General features: G+C 74.1%; 21 protein-coding genes and 1 pseudogene. 13 read left to right on the top strand and 9 right to left on the bottom strand.

Annotation, left to right across the window (positions count from 1 at the left end; genetic code table 11):
• A pseudogene (locus ABZS66_RS34570) lies at nt 1-248 on the bottom strand (hypothetical protein); the annotation flags it as partial.
• 69 nt (nt 249-317) lie between these two features.
• Nucleotides 318-1,397: a DUF5937 family protein gene (locus ABZS66_RS34575; RefSeq protein WP_354765162.1), complete on the bottom strand. Its 1,080-nt coding sequence runs from the start codon at nt 1,395-1,397 to the stop codon at nt 318-320.
• A gap of 100 nt (nt 1,398-1,497) precedes the next feature.
• Between ABZS66_RS34575 and ABZS66_RS34580 the strand changes: the two genes are divergently transcribed.
• The gene (locus ABZS66_RS34580) at nt 1,498-2,838 is read left to right on the top strand and encodes an MFS transporter (protein ID WP_354765164.1); all 1,341 of its coding nucleotides are present in this window, start codon (nt 1,498-1,500) and stop codon (nt 2,836-2,838) included.
• Here the strand turns inward: ABZS66_RS34580 and ABZS66_RS34585 are convergent.
• A complete protein-coding gene (locus ABZS66_RS34585; protein WP_354765166.1) occupies nt 2,753-3,097 on the bottom strand; it encodes a YkvA family protein in 345 nt (114 codons plus the stop codon). The two genes, ABZS66_RS34580 and ABZS66_RS34585, sit on opposite strands and share 86 nt — an antisense overlap.
• Before the next feature lie 29 nt (nt 3,098-3,126).
• Here ABZS66_RS34585 and ABZS66_RS34590 point away from each other — a divergent pair, with 29 nt between their 5' ends.
• The 9 genes from ABZS66_RS34590 to ABZS66_RS34630 all read left to right on the top strand — a co-directional run bounded on the left by ABZS66_RS34590 (nt 3,127) and on the right by ABZS66_RS34630 (nt 13,196).
• Nucleotides 3,127-4,239: a damage-control phosphatase ARMT1 family protein gene (locus ABZS66_RS34590; protein WP_354765168.1), complete on the top strand. Its 1,113-nt coding sequence runs from the start codon at nt 3,127-3,129 to the stop codon at nt 4,237-4,239.
• 144 nt (nt 4,240-4,383) lie between these two features.
• Nucleotides 4,384-5,049, top strand: a complete 666-nt coding sequence (locus ABZS66_RS34595) for a response regulator (protein ID WP_354765170.1) — start codon at nt 4,384-4,386, stop codon at nt 5,047-5,049.
• 99 nt (nt 5,050-5,148) lie between these two features.
• The gene (locus tag ABZS66_RS34600) at nt 5,149-7,113 is read left to right on the top strand and encodes a peroxidase family protein (protein WP_354765172.1); all 1,965 of its coding nucleotides are present in this window, start codon (nt 5,149-5,151) and stop codon (nt 7,111-7,113) included.
• An 874-nt stretch (nt 7,114-7,987) separates the two neighbouring features.
• Nucleotides 7,988-8,263: a hypothetical protein gene (locus ABZS66_RS34605; RefSeq protein WP_354765174.1), complete on the top strand. Its 276-nt coding sequence runs from the start codon at nt 7,988-7,990 to the stop codon at nt 8,261-8,263.
• Nucleotides 8,264-8,275: 12 nt separating this feature from the next.
• Complete coding sequence (locus ABZS66_RS34610; RefSeq protein ID WP_354765176.1) at nt 8,276-9,010, top strand: hypothetical protein; 735 nt, start codon at nt 8,276-8,278, stop codon at nt 9,008-9,010.
• A 63-nt stretch (nt 9,011-9,073) separates the two neighbouring features.
• Nucleotides 9,074-9,769, top strand: a complete 696-nt coding sequence (locus tag ABZS66_RS34615) for a hypothetical protein (RefSeq protein ID WP_354765178.1) — start codon at nt 9,074-9,076, stop codon at nt 9,767-9,769.
• Between the two features lie 21 nt (nt 9,770-9,790).
• Entirely contained in the window at nt 9,791-10,840 is a 1,050-nt protein-coding gene (locus ABZS66_RS34620; RefSeq protein ID WP_354765180.1) for a hypothetical protein, read from the top strand.
• Between the two features lie 101 nt (nt 10,841-10,941).
• Nucleotides 10,942-12,393: an NAD(P)/FAD-dependent oxidoreductase gene (locus ABZS66_RS34625; RefSeq protein ID WP_354765182.1), complete on the top strand. Its 1,452-nt coding sequence runs from the start codon at nt 10,942-10,944 to the stop codon at nt 12,391-12,393.
• Nucleotides 12,390-13,196, top strand: coding sequence for an alpha/beta fold hydrolase (locus ABZS66_RS34630; protein ID WP_354765183.1), 807 nt, complete (start codon nt 12,390-12,392; stop codon nt 13,194-13,196). Before ABZS66_RS34625 ends, ABZS66_RS34630 begins: the two co-directional genes overlap by 4 nt.
• A gap of 12 nt (nt 13,197-13,208) precedes the next feature.
• Here the strand turns inward: ABZS66_RS34630 and ABZS66_RS34635 are convergent, their stop codons facing one another.
• The 3 genes from ABZS66_RS34635 to ABZS66_RS34645 are packed head-to-tail and all read right to left on the bottom strand — an operon-like array spanning nt 13,209 to nt 16,804.
• Complete coding sequence (locus ABZS66_RS34635; protein ID WP_354765185.1) at nt 13,209-14,300, bottom strand: Zn-dependent alcohol dehydrogenase; 1,092 nt, start codon at nt 14,298-14,300, stop codon at nt 13,209-13,211.
• The gene (locus tag ABZS66_RS34640) at nt 14,297-15,637 is read right to left on the bottom strand and encodes an aldehyde dehydrogenase family protein (RefSeq protein WP_354765236.1); all 1,341 of its coding nucleotides are present in this window, start codon (nt 15,635-15,637) and stop codon (nt 14,297-14,299) included. The genes ABZS66_RS34635 and ABZS66_RS34640 overlap by 4 nt, the downstream gene beginning before the upstream one ends.
• A 15-nt stretch (nt 15,638-15,652) precedes the next feature.
• The gene (locus ABZS66_RS34645; protein ID WP_354765187.1) at nt 15,653-16,804 is read right to left on the bottom strand and encodes an acyl-CoA dehydrogenase family protein; all 1,152 of its coding nucleotides are present in this window, start codon (nt 16,802-16,804) and stop codon (nt 15,653-15,655) included.
• 45 nt (nt 16,805-16,849) lie between these two features.
• Here ABZS66_RS34645 and ABZS66_RS34650 point away from each other — a divergent pair, with 45 nt between their 5' ends.
• Nucleotides 16,850-17,470, top strand: a complete 621-nt coding sequence (locus ABZS66_RS34650) for a TetR/AcrR family transcriptional regulator C-terminal domain-containing protein (protein ID WP_354765189.1) — start codon at nt 16,850-16,852, stop codon at nt 17,468-17,470.
• On the opposite strand, the gene ABZS66_RS34655 is transcribed toward ABZS66_RS34650, so the two are convergent.
• Genes ABZS66_RS34655 through ABZS66_RS34665 form a run of 3 tightly spaced genes read right to left on the bottom strand, consistent with a single transcriptional unit; the run spans nt 17,471 to nt 19,006 of the window.
• Nucleotides 17,471-18,178, bottom strand: coding sequence for a hypothetical protein (locus tag ABZS66_RS34655; RefSeq protein ID WP_354765191.1), 708 nt, complete (start codon nt 18,176-18,178; stop codon nt 17,471-17,473). It lies immediately after the preceding gene.
• A gap of 33 nt (nt 18,179-18,211) precedes the next feature.
• Complete coding sequence (locus tag ABZS66_RS34660) at nt 18,212-18,811, bottom strand: hypothetical protein (protein WP_354765193.1); 600 nt, start codon at nt 18,809-18,811, stop codon at nt 18,212-18,214.
• Nucleotides 18,812-18,853: 42 nt separating this feature from the next.
• Nucleotides 18,854-19,006, bottom strand: a complete 153-nt coding sequence (locus tag ABZS66_RS34665) for a hypothetical protein (RefSeq protein WP_354765195.1) — start codon at nt 19,004-19,006, stop codon at nt 18,854-18,856.
• A gap of 9 nt (nt 19,007-19,015) precedes the next feature.
• Here ABZS66_RS34665 and ABZS66_RS34670 point away from each other — a divergent pair, with 9 nt between their 5' ends.
• Both ABZS66_RS34670 and ABZS66_RS34675 read left to right on the top strand, forming a co-directional pair.
• Complete coding sequence (locus ABZS66_RS34670) at nt 19,016-19,681, top strand: response regulator transcription factor (RefSeq protein WP_354765197.1); 666 nt, start codon at nt 19,016-19,018, stop codon at nt 19,679-19,681.
• Complete coding sequence (locus tag ABZS66_RS34675) at nt 19,678-21,054, top strand: HAMP domain-containing sensor histidine kinase (RefSeq protein WP_354765199.1); 1,377 nt, start codon at nt 19,678-19,680, stop codon at nt 21,052-21,054. The genes ABZS66_RS34670 and ABZS66_RS34675 overlap by 4 nt, the downstream gene beginning before the upstream one ends.
• Nucleotides 21,055-21,063 lie beyond the last annotated feature (9 nt).

The raw sequence follows: 21,063 nt of genomic DNA on the forward strand, positions 1-21,063 counted from the left end.
GTCGACGGGCGGAGGATGCCGGCGAGGTAGTTGCCGACGTCGGCTGCGCCGGCTGCGGTCTGGATCGCGGCGTTCGACGGCAGCGTGTAGGTCACGCCGGCCGCGGGCTGGGCCGACACCGGGGCGGGGACGACATCCTGGAGGTTCACCACGGCCGCGACCGCGGGAGCGGCGGTGGCGACCCAGGCGATTCCGGCGGCGGCGGTGACGGCGACCACCGCGGAGGCGAGCAGGGCGGGACGTTGCACGGCGTCCTCCACTGAAACTGTAAAGTTTCCTGTGAATTTGACGGCAAGCGATGTACCGCTGTCAAGGGGTCACCGCAGCAGGGACGCGAGCAGGTCGGCGCCGAGCGTGGCGGTCGCCGTGACGTCGAGGCTGTGCCGCACGTAACGGCCGCTCCGGACCGTCGTGATCAGCCCGGCCCGCTTGAGGACGGCCAGGTGGCGGGACACCTCGGGCGCGGTCAGCTCCCAGGCGCCGGCGAGCTCGCCGGTGGTGTGCGGGCCGCGGGCCAGGGTCCGGCACAGCCGCAGTCGCACCGGGTGGTTGAGCGCGTCGAGCCGCCGGCGGAGCAGGTCGAGGGGGAGCGGGGCGGCGTCGTGCCGGTCGGCCGCCGGGTACTGCACCACGGGCCGCCAGCCGGGCGCGTGCACCGTCAGCAGGTGCGGCCGGCCGTACACCGACGGGATGAACGTGACCCCGTCACCCTCCGCGCTCGTGTGGTTGTCCTGCAGCTTGTCGAGCAGGATGCGCGTCCCGTCGAGCGTGACCGCGGGGGAGACGGCGGCCAGCGCGGCGGCCAGGCCGCGGCGGGCGTGCAGCTCGCTCTTGTGCCGCGCGTCGGCGGCGAGACGGTGCTCGACCTGCCGCCAGGCGTCGTCGAAGAACGCGTCCGCGCACGCTTCGAGGAGCTCCCGCACCGCGGCCCGGACCACCGGCGGGTCGGCGAGCAGCCGCTCGGCGAACGCGGCCTGCCGCGGCCCGCGCGCCTGCGCCAGTTCGAGGGCCCGGTCGGCGGCGGCCGGGTCGGTCAGCGGCGACGCCCGCCGGAACGACAGCCGCGACGAGCCGCAGGTCGTCACCAGCGCCGCGGCGACGTACGCCTCGTCGCTCAGCCGGTCGACGGCGTCGAGCTCGGCCGCCAGGTCCGGCCCGGGCCGCCCGGGCACCAGGAAGTCGGCCCGCGACGAGCGCCACAGGAACTCCGCCTCCAGCAGCCGGTCGGCGAGCGCCGGCTTGAGCCCGGCGAGCGTCGCCGTGGCCCACCCCGACAGCGCCGGGTGGTGCCCGGGCTCGGCCAGCACGTGCAGCATCGACGTCAGCTCCGCGAGGGGCGACACCGCGAACGCGATGCGCTCGGCCGGCAGCGAGGTGATGTCGATGGTGAGCGTCACGCCCTTCATCGTGCCAGCGCTCGCCGCGCTCCCGCGGTGAGTTGACGCGGTCCGTCAATCGGCGTGCCCGCGGCGGGCCGGGCGGCCCAGGCTGCACGGCATGCGATTCGGCGGTTTCGGGGCGCGCTACGCGGTGGCGCTGGCGGTGGACGCGACGGGTTCCGGCCTGCTGCGGCCGTTTCTGGTGTTGTACGGCGTGAGCCTCCTGCGGCTGGACGTGCCGGACACCGGGCTGGCGCTGTCGGCCGGCCTGCTGGCGGGCCTGGCGGTGGTTCCGCTGGTGGGCCGCTGGATCGACACGGGCGCCCGCACGGCCCCCGTGGTCGCGACCCTGCTGGTCCGCGCGGCCGGCGTCGCCGTGCTGCTCCCGGCGGGCGGCTTCTGGCCGTTCCTGGCCGCCGCCGTGCTGCTCGGCCTCGGCAACCAGTGCTGGCCGCCGGCCCACGCCGCCCTGGTCACGGCCCTGGCCCCGGGCGCCGCCGACACCCCGCTGGCCGCCGCCCGCGCGCTGCGCAACGCCGGCCTGGGCGTCGGTGCCCTGCTGGCCGCGGCCGCGGTGGTGGCCGGCCCGGCGCTGCTGCGCCCCCTGGCCGCCCTGACCGGCGTCACGTACCTGCTGGCCGCCGCGCTGGTCGCGTCGATGCGCGCGCCGTCCCTCCGCGCCGCTGCTCTCCGCCGCGCCGATCTTGGAGTTGTGGCTCCTCACAAAACTGGTCATTCCCGGGTCATTCGGGAACCACAACTCCAAGATCAGCGCGAGGGGAAGGCCGCGGGGGAGGTGGGCGTGGCGCGCGGGAGGGCGGCCGGGCGTGCCGGGCTCTGGGTGCTCAACGGGGCCAACCTGCCGCTCGCGCTGTGCTTTGCCGTGCTCGAAGTCGCCTTGCCCGTCGTGCTCACCGAGCACCTGCGGGCCGGTGGGGCGTGGTCCGCCGTGCTGTTCGCCGGGAACACTGTGCTCGTCGTCGCCCTGCAGGTGCCGCTCGTCGCCGCGCTCGCCGGGCGGTCGCGGCGGGCCGTCTTCGCGTGGAGCGGGGTGCTGCTCGCCGTGTCGTACGCCGGGTTCTGGGCGTCGTCGTCCGCCGGCGTGCTCGCCGCCTGGGCGGTGCTCTACACGCTGGGGGAGATCCTCTACGCAGGCAGCGGGACGGCGCTGGTCACGGCGGCGGCCGACCCGGCCCGGCTCGGGGCCGAGCTGGCCCGGTGGCAGCTGTCGACCGGGATCGCCAACGCCGTCGCGCCGGTGCTGCTGCTGTGGCTGCTCGACGCCGGGGCCGGTCGACTGTGGATCACCCTCGTGGTCGCCACCCTGGCCGGCAGTGCCGTCGCCGGGCGGTGGGGCCCGCGCAACCCGCCGGTCAGCGGGTCTTCTGCGGCGGGCGGCGCGATAACTGCGGGGGCAGCGGCGGGCGGCCCTGCTGCTGGCGCTGCTGGCGGGTCTTGACGGCCAGGCGGGTCAGGTACAGCAGGGCGGCGCCGAGGACGCCGACGTCGTCGAGGTAGATCGGGTCGGGCAACAGGTCGACCGGGAAGATCGTGTAGATGATCGCGCCCCAGAACGCGACCTTGCCGCCGGCCCCCATGGCCTGCAGATACTTGCCGGTCTTCCAGACCCGGATCGCGAGGACGATGGCCACCACCAGCACGCCGATCAGCAGCAGGGCGCCGACGGCGATGAGGGTGTAGAACAACTCCTCGGACATGCGCCGATTCTACGGGCGATACTTCCCCCATGCCCGTCGAGCCACCCGCGATCCTCAGCAACGTGCCCGGGTCGTTCCCGGAGTCCGTCCTGCGCGAGCGCCACCCGGCGATCGTCGCCCGCGTGCTCGACGGGATCCCGTACGCACCGGCGGTACGAGATGAGCTTGAACGGCTCTTGCAAGAGCCCGTCATCGAGCCGCTGCCCGCCACCGCGCACGACGCCGCCGACTGGGCCCGGTGGGGTGCGGGGATGTACGGGCGGTCGTGGTACGACGTGCCGTTCCTGTGGGCGGAGAACTTCTTCTACCGGCGGCTGCTCGACGCGACCGGCTACTACGGGCCCGGTCCGTGGCGGGGGATCGACCCGTTCGGGCCGCAGAAGGCGGCGGACCTGCCGGGGGCGGCGGAGCTGGCCGAGCTCGACGCCTTGCAAGACTTGCAAGAGGACGACCAAGCCGCCGCGCTGACGGCGGCGGCGCTGTGGGGGAACCGGGCCGACCTGGGCTTCCGGCTGGTGTCCGGCGGCTCGCACCGGGTCGACGAGCTGGTCGCCGACGACACCAAGGCGCTGTGGGGGCTGCTGCGCGGCGGCGGCACGGTCTGCCTGGTGGCCGACAACGCCGGCCGGGAGCTGCTGCCCGACCTGGTGCTCATCGACTTCCTGCTGCGCACCGGGCGCGCGGGGCGGGTCGAGCTGCACGTCAAGCCGGCGCCGTACTTCGTGTCGGACGCGCTGCCCGCCGACGTCCTCGACGAGCTGCGGCGGTTCCCGCCGCGCAGCGCGGTGGGGCAGCGGCTGCGGGCGGCGCTGCGGGACGGCTCGCTGTCCCTGCACGCCGACAGGTTCTACTGTGCGCCGCTCACCTTCCACGACGTGCCGCAAGACCTTGCAAGCCGGTTCGCGGCGGCGGAGCTGACCATCCTCAAGGGTGATCTCAACTACCGCCGCCTCGTCGGGGACCGTCACTGGCCGGTGACCACGCCGTTCGAGGAGCTCACCGGATACTTTCCGGGCGCGGTCGCGGCGCTGCGGACGGTGAAGTCGGACGTGGTCGTCGGGCTGGGCGCGGGCGCCGAGCGAAGCCTGCCCGCGTCATGGCGTACCAGCGGCGCTTTTGCGCTGGTCCAAGTTCGCGGCTGAAACGGTCGTCGAGGTGAAGGTCGGGCCGGCCCAGATCGAGGTCATGTTCGTCATGGTGAGCACTCTGCCGCCCGCCACTTGGCGAGCACTTGCGGTCGGCTTGCGAAGTCCTTCAAGGGTGTCCGGCGTCACTAAGGTGTCGACATGAGCAAGATCCTTGTCGTGGACGACGAGCCGCAGATCCTGCGGGCGTTGCGGATCAACCTGGTCGCCCGGCAGTACGAGGTGGTGCTCGCCGCCGACGGGACCGAGGCCCTTCGCCAGGCCCAGCAGGCCCGCCCTGACCTGGTCATTCTCGACCTGGGGCTGCCCGACGTCGAGGGCGTCGAGGTGATCCGCAAGCTGCGCTCCTGGTCGCCGGTGCCGATCCTGGTGCTGTCCGGCCGGGCCGACTCGCGGGACAAGGTCGAGGCGCTCGACGCCGGTGCCGACGACTACGTGACCAAGCCGTTCAGCATCGACGAGCTGCTCGCCCGGGTCCGGGCGGTCACCCGCCGGCTCGCACCTGAAGACGACTTGCAAGCCGTGCAAGTCGGCCGCTTCGAGGTCGACTTCGCCGCACGGAGCGTCAGCGGCGGGGTCCGCCTCACCAAGACCGAGTGGCAGCTGCTCGAGCTGCTGGCCCGCAACCCCGGCAAGCTGGTCAGCCAGCGCCAGATCCTGCAGGAGGTGTGGGGTCCGACGTACCTCAAGCAGACCCAGTACCTGCGGCAGTACATGACCCAGCTGCGGCACAAGCTGGAGGACGACCCCGCGCAGCCCCGGCATCTCATCACCGAGCCCGGCATGGGGTACCGGTTCCAGCCGTGAGGCCGGCCTTAAGACAGACTTGAGGCGGCTTTCATTGACCGCCACCACTCCACGGCGAAGCATGTGTCTCGGCGAGGCGGATGCACCTGTGGAGGAGTCATGGGTCATCGCGTCGGCAAGCTCATACCGCTCGTAGCGATCGCGGTGGTGGTGGCCGGGGGCACGGCCCTCGCCGCCGAACGGACCGCCGACCGCCGCCGGCCACCCGGCCGGGGGAGCGGCCTCGCGTTCGAGGTGCAGAGCCTCGACGGGTCCGGGAACAACCGGGCGCACTCCGACTGGGGGCGCTCGGGCAAGCCGTACAGCCGGGTGGCGCCCGCGGTCTACGCGGACGGCCGCGGCGCGATGGTCCAGGGACCGAACGTGCGCTGGATCAGTAACCGCGTGTTCAACGACTCGCACCAGAACGTGTTCAACGACCGGCGGGTCAGCCAGTGGGGCTTCGTCTGGGGCCAGTTCGTCGACCACACCGTCGGGCTGCGCGACGCGCCGCCCGACGAGCAGCCGCCGCCGGGCGCGGCGGCCAACATCGTGTTCAACGCCGCCGACCCGCTGGAGACGTTCTCGAACACGCTCGGGATGATCCCGTTCAACCGCTCCAACGCGGCCCCCGGCGGCGGGGTCCGCCAGCAGACCAACCTCGTCAGCTCGTACGTCGACGCCTGGGCCGTGTACGGCGGCACCGACGCGCGCCTCGAGTGGCTGCGGGAGGGGCCGGTCGACGGGAACCTGGCCAACAACGGCCCGCACCTGCTGCTGCCGGGCGGCTACCTGCCGCGGCGGGACAGCCGGGGCGACGCGGGCAGCGCGCCGACGATGTCGATCGACGGGCTGCTGCGCGGCCGGCCCGGCACGGCGATGGTCGCCGGGGACGTGCGGGCCAACGAGAACATCGGGCTCACCGCGGTGCAGACCCTCTTCGCCCGGGAGCACAACCGGATCGTCGACAGGCTGCCGGCCAACCTGACCGCCGAGCAGAAGTTCCAGATCGCCCGGCGGGTCGTCATCGCCGAGCAGCAGTACATCACCTACGAGCAGTTCCTGCCCGCGATGGGCGTGCGGCTGCCGCAGTACCGCGGGTACGACTCCGACGTCGACGCGACGCTCTCGAACGAGTTCGCCACCGTCGGGTACCGCGCCCACAGCATGATCCACGGCGAGCTCGAGATGTCGTCGGACGCCGACCGGTACCCGACGGCCCAGCTGGAGGCCTTCCAGAAACAGGGCGTCGAGGTCACCGTCGACGGCGACGAGGTCGAGCTGGCCGTGCCGCTGAACGTCGCCTATTTCAACCCGGATCTCGTACCGGCGGTGCAGCTCGGCCCGCTGCTGCAGGGCATCGGCGGGGAGTCGGAGTACCGCAACGACGAGCAGATCGACAACCAGCTCCGCAGCGTGCTGTTCCAGATCCCGGCCCCCGGCAACCCGCGCTGCCTCGACGGCGCCGAGCTGCCCGACTGCTTCACCAGCGTCGTGGACCTCGGCGCGGTCGACGTGCTGCGCGGCCGCGACCACGGCATGCCGAGCTACAACGACCTGCGCCGCGCCTACGGCCTGCAGCCCCGCCGCTCGTTCCGGGCGATCACCGGCGAGTCGACGGAGGCCTTCCCGCGCGACCCCACCCTGACCGCGGGCAAGGAGATCGACGACCCGAACAGCCTGGACTTCACCGCCCTGTTCGACGTCGAGGGCAAGCGGATCGCCCCCACCTCGGAGGCGGCCGAGACCTCGGTCACCCGGGCGACCCGCCGCACGGCGCTGGCCGCCCGGCTCAAGGCGGTGTACGGCTCGGTGGACAAGGTCGACGCCTTCGTCGGGATGGTGAGCGAGCCGCACGTGCCCGGCACCGAGTTCGGCGAGCTCCAGCTGGCCATCTGGACCCGGCAGTTCCAGACCCTGCGCGACGGCGACCGGTTCTTCTACCGCAACGACCCGGGCCTGACGTTCATCCGCCGCGCGTACGGCCTGGACTACCGCCGCAACCTCGGCGACGTGATCGCCGACAACACCGACATCCCGAGGGCGGGCCTGTCGCAGAACGTCTTCTTCGCCCCACCCGCCTGACCCCACCCGCCGCCCGCCCGCCCCCGCCGGGGCGGGCTGGCCTGTCGCGCCGACGCCGTGTCACGCCCGCACCCCCAACGGGCACCTCCGCCCCGAGCGCCCGCCGCGCCCGCGCCCTGTCGTGCGTGCCCGTCGTCGCGCCTGCGCCCCTGCGGCCCGCCGCTTCCCTCCGCGCTCGCGCCCCCGCTCGGGCCCTCTCGCCCGTGTGGCCCCGCTCGCCCCCGCGATCTTGGAAGTGTGGTCCCGTGTTTATCGCGGTATATCCGATATTTCCGGGACCACGACTCCAAGATCGCGGGGGGGCCGGGGCGGGGTGAGGGGGCGGCGGGGGGTGTGGTGGTCACCTCTGGGTGGGAACGGGGGTGAGCACCGGCCGCGCGGGCTCCGGACGCGCCGATCGGGGTAAGGCTGGGGCTGGTCCGAAGGGGGGTGCGCGATGTCGCTGGCGGTCGCCTGTATCGGGATAGCCCTGCTCATCGGCACGCTGCTGCGCCTGTTCGTGCGCTCGCGCCGCCGGCCGGCCGGGACCGTCGTGTCCACAGTGGATTCCGTGGTGCACCGCGTGCGGGGCACCCGTCCCAGGGGCCGGGCGGCCGCGGCGAGTGTGGCGCGCCTCAGACCGGGTAGGCCCGTCCTGCACCGGTGCCCGGTTCGGCCGGGCCGGGCTTCGCCCGAGAACGAAAGGATCGCGCGCATGCAACCTGAAGGCGACGAACTGGCGCCCCAGGCTGACGAAGCTCCGGCAGTGTCCCCGGCCAGTGGTGTGCCAACCAGCGGGATCGCATACCGTGGCGCCGCCGGTGACTCGGCGGAGGCAATGCCTCCGCCCTCGGCCTCCGGCTCGACCTACCGGTCGAACAACGGTTCCGGCTCCGTGACCGCGCTCGCAGCCCTGTGGAACGACAACGACCGCCAGCGCATCCGCGGGCGGTGGCAGGAGCTGCAGATGCGCTTCCTCGACGACCCGCACCTCGTCGCCGGGGAGGCCGAGCGGCTGGTGCAGGAGGCGGTCAGCGCCCTGTCCGCCTCCCTCGACGCCCGCCGCAGCCAGCTGCACCAGCAGCGGGCCGCCCGCGGCCTCGACACCGAGAACCTGCGCGCCTCGCTGCGCGACTACCGCGAGTTCCTCGACCGCATCCTGAGCCTGTAAGGAGCCGACCAGATGAACTCAACGACCATCACGATCGGGCTGGTGGTGATCGCCCTCGCGGTAGGTGGGTGGATCCTGCTGCGTGGCGGCAAGGAGGAGGAAGAGGACGCCGAGGTCGGCGGGTCGGCGCCGCCGGCTCCGCGTCCACCGGCCCAGGCGGCCACGGCCGGGCTCCAGGCGGCCCCCGGCGTCCCGCCCACCGCGGCGCCCGCCGGGCTAGCCCAGCCGGGGATGCCCGGCATGCCCGGAGGTATGCCCGGAGGCATGCCGGGCGGGATGCCGGGCGGGATGCCCCCCGGCGGGGTCCAGAACATGCCCGGCATGCCCGGCACCGGGATGCCGGCCGCCGCGAGCGGGTACGGCCAGCCGATGCCCGGGGCGCCGATGTCGTCGGTGCCCGCGTACAACAGCGGCGGCGGCTACGGCACGTCGACGCCGCAGCCCGGGTACGGGGCGCAGTCCGGCGGCGGGTACTCGGTCACCGCGCCGCTCACCACCGAGGGGCACGCGTACGAGGTCCGGACCCGCTGGCAGGAGCTCCAGATGCGGTTCGTCGACGACCCGCAGACCGCGGCCGGGGAGGCCGAGCGCCTCATCGACGACGCGCTCGCCGGGGTGACGGCGTCGCTGAACGCGCGCAAGGACCAGCTGAGCACCTGGCGGGCGTCCGGCCGCGACGACACCGAGCAGCTGCGGGCGGCCGTCCACGGGTACCGCGACTTCCTCAACCACCTCGTGGGGCCGTGACATCGGTCGTTCCGTTTGAGGGCCGGTCATCGGCGGGAATACCTCCATTGAAGGAGGACCGCCATGACAGCCACCCAAGTTCTGCTCACGATCATCGTGCTCCTGGTGATCGCCGCGCTCGGCTACGGTATCTGGTTCGTCACCCGGCGGCGCGCCCTGCAGCAGCGGTTCGGTCCCGAGTACGACCGGGCCGTCGCCGAGGGCGACAGCCGCCTCGCCGCCGAACGTGAACTGCGCGAGCGGGAACGCCGCCACGCCACCCTGGAGCTGCGCGAGCTCGACCCCGCGGCGCGTGCCCGGTACGCGGCGTCCTGGGAGGAGATCCAGGCCCGCTTCCTGGACGACCCGGCCGGCGCGGTCCGCGACGCGGACGCGCTGGTCACCGACCTGATCGCCGAGCGCGGCTACCCGACCGGCGACTACGACGAGCAGGTCGCCACCCTCTCCGTCGAGCACGCGCGCACGCTCGGCCACTACCGCGACGCCCACGAGATCAGCGGGCTCAGCGAGCGTGGCGAGGCGACCACCGAGCAGCTCCGCCAGGCCGTGGTGCACTACCGGACGCTCTTCGCCGAGCTCCTCGGCACCGAAACCGCCGGGAGCACCGAGACCGCCGAGACCGCCGAGACCGCCGAGAGCACCGGGACCACCGGGACCACCGGCGCGACCCCCGCGCGCATCGACACCACCGACACCACCGACGTCCCCGCACAGCGGGCGTCCGACGACGTGCCCCACGACACCAGCAGCCGGTCGTAGGGCCGGGAAAGGACGCTTGCGATGCAGCAGGAACAGCGCGGGTCGCTCGACGAGACGTACGTCCCCGAACCCCGGCGGGCCGAGCACGACGACCGCGACGAGCCGGCCGTCGGCACCGCCCACGCGGCCGACGCCGACGGGGTGGACGCCGACCCCGATCGGGAGCAGACCTATCCGGCCGGCACCTATGTCTCCGGTACCTCCGAGTCCGGCCGCGACGACCCCGATGCCGAGGTCGTGGACCGCGACGACGCCCTCGCCGAGGAGGACGTGCGCGAGGCCGAGGACGACGACGTGCTCGCCGACCACCACGGCCGGGACGCGATCGGCGACCGCGTGGACGAGGACGTCGCCGCGGACCGCGCCGAGGAGAAGGCCGAGGAGAAGGCCGAGGAGGAGCGCACCGAGGAGGGGGCCGAGGCCACCGACGACCGCCGGTGGGAGTCCGGGCACTCCGGCCCCACCGACGTCAGCGACCTCGACGTCCAGCCCGTGGACGACCGGGCCCGCGACGACGCCGAGGACCGCGCCTGGGCGGCCGGGCACGCCACCCAGCTCCGCGCCGGCTCGATCGACACCGAGCCCCCCGCCCACACCGACGCCGACACGCTCGCCGAGACCGACCCCGAAGCAGAAGCCGAAGCCGAAGCGGACGTGACCGACGGTGAGGCCGATGCCGAGACGGAGGTGGCCGACAGTGAGGCCGCCGCGGAGGAGGAGGCCGCGGAGGAGGAGGCCGCGGAGGAGGAGGCCGCAGAGCCCGGGGTGGCCGAGGAGCTGCGGCCGGGCGCGGTCGAGCCGGAGCCGCTCGCCGCCTTCTGGGCCGACGGCGCCGCGGACGGCCTCCGCGAGCGCTGGCGCGAGCTCCAGCTCCGCTTCATCGACGACCCCCGCTCCGTGGCCGGCGAGGCCGACCAGCTGGTCGCCGAGGCCGTCACCGCCCTCACCGCCGGCCTGGAGGAGCAGCGCCAGCGGCTCACCGCCTGGCAGGGCGAGGGCGACGACACCGAGCGGCTGCGCGCCGCGGTCCGGCGGTACCGCGACTTCCTCGACCGCCTGCTCGGCCTGTAACGGCACCGCGAAGGGCTCCCGCACGGCACGAGGGAGCCCTTCCGCCGGCAAGCTACCCGGTGGTAACGTCCCTTGGTACCGTCTAGTACCAAGGGGGCCGCATGCACGTCCGCGTCGCCGTCGTCGGGGCGGGGTTCGGTGGCCTGGGCGCCGCCATCCGGCTCAAGCAGCACGGCCACCACGACTTCGTCGTCTTCGAGCGGGCCGACGACCTGGGCGGCACCTGGCGCGACAACGGCTACCCGGGCTGCGCCTGCGACGTGCCGTCCCACGTCTACTCGTTCTCGTTCGCGCTGAACCCGGCGTGGAGCAACACGTACTCGCCGCAGCCGGAGATCTGGGACTACCTGCGCCGCGTCGCCGACCACCACGACCTGCGCCCGAGCATCCGCTTCGGCACCGAGGTACGACAGGCGTCCTGGGACGGCACGGCGCGGCGGTGGCGGATCGAGACGTCCCGCGGCGTGTGGACCGCCGACGTGCTCGTCTCGGCCGGCGGGCCGCTCAACGAGCCGATCGTGCCGAAGCTCGCGGGCCTGGAGACCTTCCAGGGCGCGACGTTCCACTCGGCGCGCTGGAACCACGACCTCGACCTCGCCGGCAAGCGGGTCGCCGTGATCGGCACGGGTGCGTCCTCGATCCAGATCGTGCCGGCGATCCAGCCCGTCGTCGGCCGGCTGTCGCTCTTCCAGCGGACCCCCGCCTGGGTGATCCCGCGTCACGAGCGCCCTCGGCGGCCGTGGGAGCACTGGATGTACCGCCGGATCCCCGGCGCCCAGCGCGTCATGCGCACGATCGTGTATTGGCAGGTCGAGGCGACCGTCGTCGGCTTCCTGCGCCCGTGGGTCATGCGGTACGCGCAGCGGCTCGCCCTGCTGAACCTGCGCCGGGCGGTGCGCGACCCGGCCCTGCGCGCGAAGCTCACCCCCGGCTACGCGCTGGGCTGCAAGCGGGTCCTCAAGTCGAACACGTACTACCCGGCCCTGACGCGCGACAACGTCGACCTGGTCACCGACCCGATCGCCGAGGTCCGCCCGCACGGCGTCGTCACCCGCGACGGCACCGAGCACCCGGCCGACGTGATCGTGTTCGGCACCGGCTTCCACGTCACCGACCTGCCGATCGCCGAGCGGATCCGGGGCCGCGACGGCCGGTCGCTCGCCGAGGTGTGGCAGGGCAGCCCCAAGGCGTACCGCGGCACCACCGTCGCCGGCTTCCCCAACCTGTTCCTGCTGCTCGGCCCGAATACCGGCCTCGGCCACAACTCCGTGGTGCTGATGATCGAGTCGCAGCTCAACTACATCATGGCGGCCCTGGACCGCATGCGCGCCCGCGGGCTGGCGAGCGTCGAGCCGCGTCCCGAGGTGCAGCGGCGGTACCTCGAGCGCCTCGACCACCGGATGGCGTCCACGGTCTGGGCGACGGGCGGCTGCCAGAGCTGGTACCTGGACGCGACCGGCCGCAACTCCACCCTGTGGCCCGGCTCGACCTGGCGCTTCCGCCAGCGCATGCGCCGCTTCGACGCGCGCGCCTACGAGGAGGTCCCCGCATGACCGTCCACTTCGAACGCTCCGGCGCCGGCGAGCCGCTCGTCCTCGTCCACGGCATCGGCCACCACTGGCGCGCGTGGGAGCCCGTGATCCCCGCGCTGGCGCAGCACTACGACGTCGTCGCGGTGGACCTGCCGGGGTTCGGCCGTTCGCCGGTACCGCAGCACGACCTCGGCATGCCCAGTGCCGTGACGGCACTGTCGGAGTTCTTCGCCGAGCAGGGCCTGGACCGCCCGCACGTCGCCGGCAACAGCCTCGGCGGCGCGATCGCCCTGGAGCTCGCCGCGGCCGGCCTGGTCCGCTCGGCCACGGCCCTGTCCCCGGCCGGCTTCGCGACCCCGGCCCAGGTCCGCCGCGCCCTGGCGGTCCTGCGCGGCCACCGCTTCGGCTCGTTCACCCCGGCCCCGGTGCTGCGCCTGTTCTACCGCACGGCGTTCGGCAAGGCATTCTCGTTCGGCTGGCTGGTGACCCACCCGTCCCGGCTGACCACCGAGCGGGCCCTGTCCGACACCCTGGCCCTGCGCGGCGGCAAGGGCTTCGCGCGGGTGGCCCGCCACGGCCACACGTACGCGTTCACGGCCACCACCCTCCCGGTCCCGGTGACGGTGGCCTGGGGCGACCGCGACCGCATCCTGCTCCCGGTCCAGGCCGAGGCCGCCCGCGCCGCGCTCCCGGAGGCCCGCCACGTGGCCCTCCCGGGCTGCGGCCACGTCCCGATGAGCGACGACCCGGCCGCGGTGGCGCAGGTCATCCGCGAGACGGCGGCCGCGGCGGTGCCGTCCGGTGAGGCCGCCGCGGCCGGGTGACGGGCCGGACGGTCAGAAGCGGACGAGCGTGCGGGCGCCCCTGCCCTCGCGCATCCGGGTGAAGGCCTCGCCGATGTCGTCGAGCACGACGTGGTCGGTCACCAGGGCGGCCAGGTCCAGCCGGCCCGCCCGCCAGTGGTCGAGCAGGATCGGCACGTCGACGGACGGGTCGGTGCTGCCGTACATGCAGCCCGTGAGCGTGCGGGCGAAGTACGCCACCTCCAGCGCGCTCAGCGACAGCATGTCCTTGGGTGAGCCCAGGCCGACGACCGTGGCCGTGCCGCCCCGGCGGGTCGTGGACCACGCGGCGCGGATCGTGTCGGCGCGGCCGACGCACTCGATCGCGTGGTCGGCGCCGCGGCCGCCGGTCAGGGCGCGGATCTCCTTCGCCAGCCCGTCCGACGGCGGGAGGAAGTCGGTCGCGCCCAGGCGGCGGGCCAGGTCCTCCTTGGCCGGGGCCGGGTCGACGGCGACGATCGTCGTCGCGCCGGCGATCCGCGCGCCCTGCAGGGCGGCCAGGCCGACGCCGCCCAGGCCGACGACGACCACCGACTGGCCGGGGCGCACCCGCGCCGAGTTGGTGACCGCGCCGACGCCGGTGAGTACCGCGCAGCCGAGCAGCGCCGCCTCCTCCAGCGGGATGTCGGCCGGGACCGGGATGCAGGCGTGGGCGCCGACGACCGTCTCGGTGGCGAAGGCGCCGGTGCCGAGGCCGGCGTAGACGTCCTCGCCGGCGGCGCTGCGCGCGAACGGCACGGCGCGGGCGTCGTCGGCGTGCACGCACAGGTAGGGCTCGCCGGCCTCGCAGAACCAGCAGCTGCGGCACGGCGGCGACCAGTTCAGCACCACGTGGTCGCCGGGCGCGAGCGTGGTCACGCCGGCGCCGACCTCGACGACCGTGCCGGCGCCCTCGTGGCCGAGCACCACCGGGAACGGCTGGCGCAGGGTGCCGTTGGCCAGCGACAGGTCGGAGTGGCAGACGCCGGCCGCCGCGAGGCGGACCCGCACCTGCGCCGGGCCGAGCGGGTTGAGCGTCAGCTCCTCCGTCGTGAGCGGGCCGTCGAGCGCCCGCAGCACCGCCGCCCGGACGGTCGCCCCGCTCACAGCTGGATCGCCTTCACGCTGGTGAACTCCTCGTAGCCGAACGCGCCGAGCTCGCGGCCGTAGCCGGAGTGCCCGATCCCGCCGAAGGGCGCGAGCGGGTTGAAGGCGCCGCCGTTGACGTCGACCTGGCCGGTGCGCAGCCGGCGGGCGACGGCGAGCCCGTGCTCCTGGGACCCGGCCCACACGCTGCCCGCGAGGCCGTACCTCGTCCCGTTGGCGATGCGCACGGCGTCGTCCTCGTCGCGGTACCGGATGATGGACAGCACCGGTCCGAAGATCTCCTCCTGCGCGACGGTCGAGTCGGGGTCGACCTCGGCGAAGACCACCGGGGCGACGAAGTAGCCGGTCGCCGGCACGTCGGCGCCGCCGAGCACCATCTTCGCGCCGTCGGCGACGCCGCGCTCCACATAGGACAGCACCCGGTCGCGCTGGGCGGCCGAGGCGAGCGGGCCGAGGCGGGTGGCCGGGTCGGTGGGGTCGCCGGGGACGTACTTCGCCGCGGCGGCCACGGCGAGGTCCACCGCCTCGTCGTAGCGCGACTCGTGGACGAGCATGCGGGTCCAGGCCGTGCAGGTCTGGCCGGCGTTGAGGTAGCAGTTGGCCACGCCGACCTTGACCGCGGCGGTGTGGTCGGCGTCGGGCAGGATCACGTTGGCCGACTTGCCGCCGAGCTCCAGCGAGACGCGGGTCAGGTTGGCCGCGGCGGCCGCCGCGATCTTCCGCCCGGCCACCGTCGAGCCGGTGAACGAGATGAGGTCGATGCCGGGGTGCCCGGCCAGCTCGGCGCCGGTCGGGTCGCCGTAGCCGGTGACCAGGTTGTAGACGCCCGCGGGCAGGCCCGCCTCCACCGCCAGCTCGTGCAGGCGCAGCGCGGAGAGCGGGGCGACCTCGCTGGGCTTGTGCACGACGGTGTTGCCGGCGGCGAGGGCCGGCGCGAGCTTGGCGACGGTCTGGTGCAGCGGGTAGTTCCAGGGTGTGATGGCCCCGACGACCCCGGCCGGGTCACGGACAATCCGGGAGTTTCCGATCTGTACCTCGTCGAGCGGCCGCTCGAGGTGCGCGACCATCGTCGACAGCACCGTCAGCGGCAGCCCCACCTGGACCTTGCGCGAGACGCCGATCGGCGTGCCCATCTCCGCGGTGATGAGCGCGGCGAGCTCGTCGGCGTGCGCGGCGAGGAGGTCGCGGAGCCGCCCGAGGTGCGCGGCGCGTTCGGCGCGGGAGAGCGCGGCCCAGGCCGGCTGGGCCGCACGGGCCGCCTCGACGGCGGGGGACACCGAGGGCGTGACCGGCACCGAGGCGATGACCGCCTCGGTGGCCGGGTTGTGGACGTCGATCACGAACCGTCTCCCTTACGCGAACGCGCTCACACCCGTGCGGGCGCGGCCGATGATGAGCTTCTGGATCTGACTCGTTCCTTCGTACACCGTCGTGACCCGGGCATCGCGCAGGTACTTCCCCACGGGGTACTCGTCGATGTATCCATAACCACCGAAGACCTGGAGGGCGGCGTTGGCGGCGCGGACCGCGGCCTCGCTGGCGAACAGCTTCGCCGTCGACGACTCGGTCGCGAACGGCCGGCCGCGGTCGATGAGGTCGGCGACCCGCCAGGTGAGCAGCCGCGCCGCGTCGGCCTCGACCGAGATGTCGGCGATGAGCTGCTGCACCAGCTGGAAGCCGGCGATCGGCCGGCCGAACTGGGTGCGCTGCCGCGCGTAGCCGACGGCGGCGTCGAGGCAGCCCTGGATGATGCCGACGCAGCCGGCGGCGAGCGACATCCGGCCCTTCGCGAGCGCGGCCATCGCGATCGTGAAGCCCTGCCCCTCGTCGCCGAGCAGCGCGCCCGCCGGGACGTGCACGCCCTCGAACGTGAGCGCGGCGGTCGCCTGCCCGCGCAGCCCCAGCTTGCCGTGGATCTCGTCGATCCGCAGGCCGGGCGCGTCGGTCGGGACCAGGAAGGCGGAGATGCCCTTCGGGCCGGGCCCGCCGGTGCGGGCGAAGACCAGGGCCACCTTCGCCCACGTGCCGTTGGTGATGAACATCTTGGCGCCGTCGATGCGCCAGCCGTCGCCGTCCGGGGTCGCCCGGGTGGTGAGGGAGGCCGCGTCGGAGCCGGTGTCCGGCTCGGTGAGCGCGAAGCAGCCGAGCGCCTCGCCCGCGCACAGCCTCGGCAGCCACTCCGCCTTCTGTCCCGGGGAGCCGTAGCCGTTGATCGACTTCGCGACGAGCCCGAGGGACACCGAGACGATCCCGCGCACCGACGAGTCGCCGCGCCCGAGCTCTTCGAGGACGAGGCAGTACGTCAGGTGGTCGCCGCCGCTCCCGCCGTGCTCCTCCGGGATCGTCACGCCGAAGATCCCCAGGTCGGCGAGCTTCTGCACGACCGACAGGTCGACCTGCTCGGCCCGGTCCCAGGCGGCCGCGTGCGGGGCGATCTCGCGATCGACGAACTCCGCGGTCATCCGTCTGACCGCCTGCTGCTCGTCACTGAGCGTAAGGTCCATGCCGACACCCTTTAACTAACGCCGTTAGTTTCTAAGATCGTAGCCATGGTCCGTCCCAGAACGCCACTGCTCACGCGGGAGCGCATTGTCGAAACCGCCACAGCGATCGTCGACGCCGACGGGCTCGACGCCCTCTCCACCCGGCGGCTGGCCCGCGACCTCGGCGTGCAGGCGCCGTCGCTGTACAACCACTTCGCCACGAAGGAGGAGATCGTCGATGCCGTCGGCGACGCGATCGTGGCCGGCGTCGACCTGTCCATGCTCGGCCGCGACCCGTGGCCGGTCGCGCTGAAGGCGTGGGCGCGGGCCTACCGGGCGGCGTTCCGCGCGCACCCGAACGTCGTGCCGTTCCTGGCCCGCGGCCCGGCCCGCCGCCCGGCCTCGCTGCGCCTGGCCGACGCGGTGTACGGGGCGCTGGTCGACGCGGGCTGGCCGCCGGCGATGGCGACCCGGATCGGGGCGACGATGCGGTACTTCGTGGCCGGCTCGGCCCTGGGCTCGTTCGCGCTCGGCTTCGTGGACGACCCGTCCCTCTACGCCGAGCAGTACCCGCACCTGCGCGACGCCCACCGCCTGGCCGGGCACCACGAGCAGGTCGACGAGGGCGCGTTCGAGCTGGGCCTGGAGGCCCTGGTCGACGGCCTGGAGCGCCGCTTTCCCGGGTAGCTACTTGCGGCGGCGGAACCGGCCCCGGCCGCCGGCCGTGGGAACGCGTCGGGGCTGCTCCGGGCGCGGTTCGCGGCCGGGCCGTTCGGTGCGCGGTTCCCCGCCGGGCCAGACGACCCAGCCGACGGCCGCAGTACCCGCGGCGATCACCGCGATGTCGGCCCACAGCAGCCCGCTGCCGCTGCCGTACTTGCTCTCCAGCTCGGCCGGCATGACCCCGTCCGGGTCGACCAGCACGGCCACGGTCTCGCCGACGAACGGCGCGCCCGCGTTGCAGTCGAGCCAGCCGAGGTCGCGCCCGTCGTCGGCGCCGCGCACCTCGCACTCCGGCAGGCAGTTGCCCTTGCGGTCGGGGAGGCAGCGCTGCGCCACGATCGTGCCCCAGACCTGCTCGGCGCGCAGGCCCACGACGACGGTGTACCCGGTGAGCAGCAGGAAGACGCCGCCGACGCCGAGCACCGCCCACGCCGTCCCGGTCCGCCGGGTCGGCTTGAGCCCAGGATCACGCTCGCGCTCCGGCCGGCTCCTGCCGTCGCCGAGCCAGTCGGGCAGCTTGGCCACCCCGATGACGACGGAGAGGAACACCACGAGGCTCAGCACGACGAGCGGCTTGATGTCGTTGCTGATGCTGTAGGTGAGGAATGCGACGGCGGCGAGCCACGCGGCGACCGTCAGTACCGCCGTGCCGCAGCGCAGGATCAACGACATGCCCGGAGGGTACGATCCCCGGTCACGTACCGGTCAGGCGGCGGCCTGGGAGGGCATCACCAGCAGCAGCTGGCCGCCCGGGCGGGTGCTCATGCGCACCGGCAGGCGCATCATGCGGCCGGCCCGGATCAGCACGGTCGCGGTGTCGAGGTCGGCGACCCGCAGGCCGGGGGAGCCGGTGCGGGCCGGGCCGGAGACCAGCAGCACCCCGCGCCAGGCGGCCTCGGCCAGCAGGCGGGCGTGCCGGACCTGGCGGGTCGAGCGCGGGGCCTCGGGCGCGCCGCACAGCTCGGCGTACCCCCGCCACCACGCACGGTCGAGGAAGTCGTCGGTGCCGGGCTCGGTGAAGACGCGGGAGATCTCGTACCGATGGCGGTTGCCCGCCGTGTAGCGGTGCACGCTGGCCGATTGGCCGGCCGCGTGGAGCAGTTCGACCAGCCGGTCCGCGGCGGCGGGCCGGTTGAACTCGGCGAGCACCCCCGACAGGGCCTGCGCGGAACGTGCCCGGGCGCCCCCCAGTGCCCGGGCACGGCCTCCACCCCCACACACCCCGGTACATCGCACCAGCACGGCCGCCTCGAACGCGGCGACGGTCGAGGCCAGATAGCGCTCGCCGGTTGACACGATGTCCACGTGGACACCGTCGCGTGCGCGGGGGTGCCGGCGGAACCGTCGTCAGCGTTCCTTGAGGAACTCTTGAAGGAGGACGACCTGGGTGCAGCGGTTCTCGGCCGGCGTGACGCCGTCCGCGTCGCGCGGCGACGCCGCGCAGAACGCGACCCTGCGGGTCCGGCGCAGCACCCGGCCGACCGCCCGCAGCCGTACCATGAGCGCACGATGCGGGTGATGGTGGTGGAAGACGACGCGCGGGTGGCGGCCGCCCTGGCCACGGCCCTGCGGCGGCGCGGGCACGAGATCGTGCACTGCATGACCGCCGAGAGCGCGCTCGACACGTTCGCCGCCGAGCCGTTCGACCTGGTGCTGCTCGACCTCAACCTGCCCGACGGCGACGGCATCGACGTGTGCCGGACGCTGCGGCGCAAGGACGAGAGCGTGGCGATCATCGCCGTCACCGCCCGGGCCGAGGAGCGCGACCGGGTCGCCGGGCTGCAGACCGGCGCCGACGACTACGTCGTCAAGCCGTACTCCATGGCCGAGCTCAACGCCCGCATCGAGGCCGTGCTGCGCCGGGCCGTGCGGGCCCAGCCCGCGCCGGCCGAGGTCGTCGTCGCCGGGCCGGTGCGGATCGACGTCGCGGCCCGGCGGGTGTCGGTGCACGCCCGCGAGCTGGCGCTGACCCGCAAGGAGTTCGAGATCCTCGCCGTGCTGGCCCGCACGCCCGGCGTCGTCGTGTCGTACGACCGGCTCATCCTCGCCGTCTGGCAGACCAGCTTCGTCGGCCGGCACACCCTCGACGTGCACGTCGGGTCGCTGCGGGCCAAGCTCGACGTCCCCGGGCTCGTGCAGACCGTCCGGGGCGTCGGCTACCGGCTGGCGCCGTGAGGGTCCGCCTCGTCGGGACCTACCTGGTGCTGCTCCTGCTGGTGCTGGCGGCGCTGGAGGTACCGTTCGCGACCATCATCGCCGGCCGGGACACCCAGCGGCTGGTGGCCGACCGGCTGGCCGACGCCACCCGGTTCGCCACGCTCGCCGAACCCGCGCTGCGGGCCAACGAGACCGCCGAGATGTCGGCCGAGCTGGTGCGCTACGACGAGCTGTACGGGATCACCGCCATCGTCGTCGACCAGGACGCGCACCGCACGGTCAGCTCCCGGCCCGGCGCGTTCCTCGACGACGCCGACGTGCTCCGCCAGGCGCGCCGCGCCCTGGAGGGCCGGGAGGCCAGCGACGACGGCACGGTCTGGCCGTGGCGGACGGACCCGTACGTCGTGGCGGTGCCGGTCGGCCGCGGCGGCGAGGTGATCGGCGCCGTCATCACGATCTCGCCGACCCGGGACCGGGCCAACGCGGTCGGCACCGCGTGGAGCATCCTCGCCGGCGGCGGCCTGGTGGTGCTGTTCGCCGGCATCGCCCTCGCCTGGCTGCTGGCCCGCTGGACGCTGCGCCCGGTCGCCGAGCTCGACGCCGCCGCGCACGAGCTCGGGGCCGGCGACTACGCGGCCCGGGTGCCGGCCGCCGACGGCCCGCCCGAGCTGCGCCGCCTCGGCACCGCCTTCAACGAGATGGCGGCGACCGTCGCCGACTCCCTCGAACGGCAGCGGGCGTTCGTCTCCAACGCGAGCCACCAGCTGCGCAACCCACTCACGGCGCTGCGGCTGCGGGTCGAGGACCTCGGCGCCGACCTCACCGACCCGGAGGCCGTCGAGGGGCACAAGCTCGCCCTGGAGGAGGCCGAGCGGTTCGGCGACGTGCTCGACAGCCTGCTCGCGCTCGCCCGCGCCGAGCGGGGCCGGTTCGAGCTGGCCGACTTCGACGCCGGTGAGGTGGCCTGGGCGCGGGTGGTCGCCTGGCAGCCGGTGGCGACCAAGAAGCAGATCACGCTGCGGTACGTGCGGCCGCCGCACCCGCTGCGGGCGCGGGCCGTGACGACGGCGCTCGACCAGACCCTCGACGCGCTCATCGACAACGCGGTGAAGTTCTCCGGCCCCGGCGCCACGGTCTCCGTCCGGCCCACCGCCGACGAGGGCGGCGTCGCCGTGCACGTCGTCGACACCGGCCCGGGCCTCAGCGAGCAGCAGCGAGAGCTGGCCACCGTGCGGTTCTGGCGGGCACCCGACGCGCAGAACGTCGACGGCAGCGGCCTGGGCCTGCCGATCGTCGCGGTGCTCGTGGAGGCCTCGGGCGGCCGGCTCGACCTGATGCCGAACACCCCGACCGGGCTGCACGCCTGCGTCTGGTTCCCGCAGGCGCCCTGACCGCTTCCT

Source organism: Dactylosporangium sp. NPDC005572 (assembly GCF_040605515.1).
In the GTDB taxonomy this organism is placed as follows: Bacteria; Actinomycetota; Actinomycetes; order Mycobacteriales; family Micromonosporaceae; genus Dactylosporangium.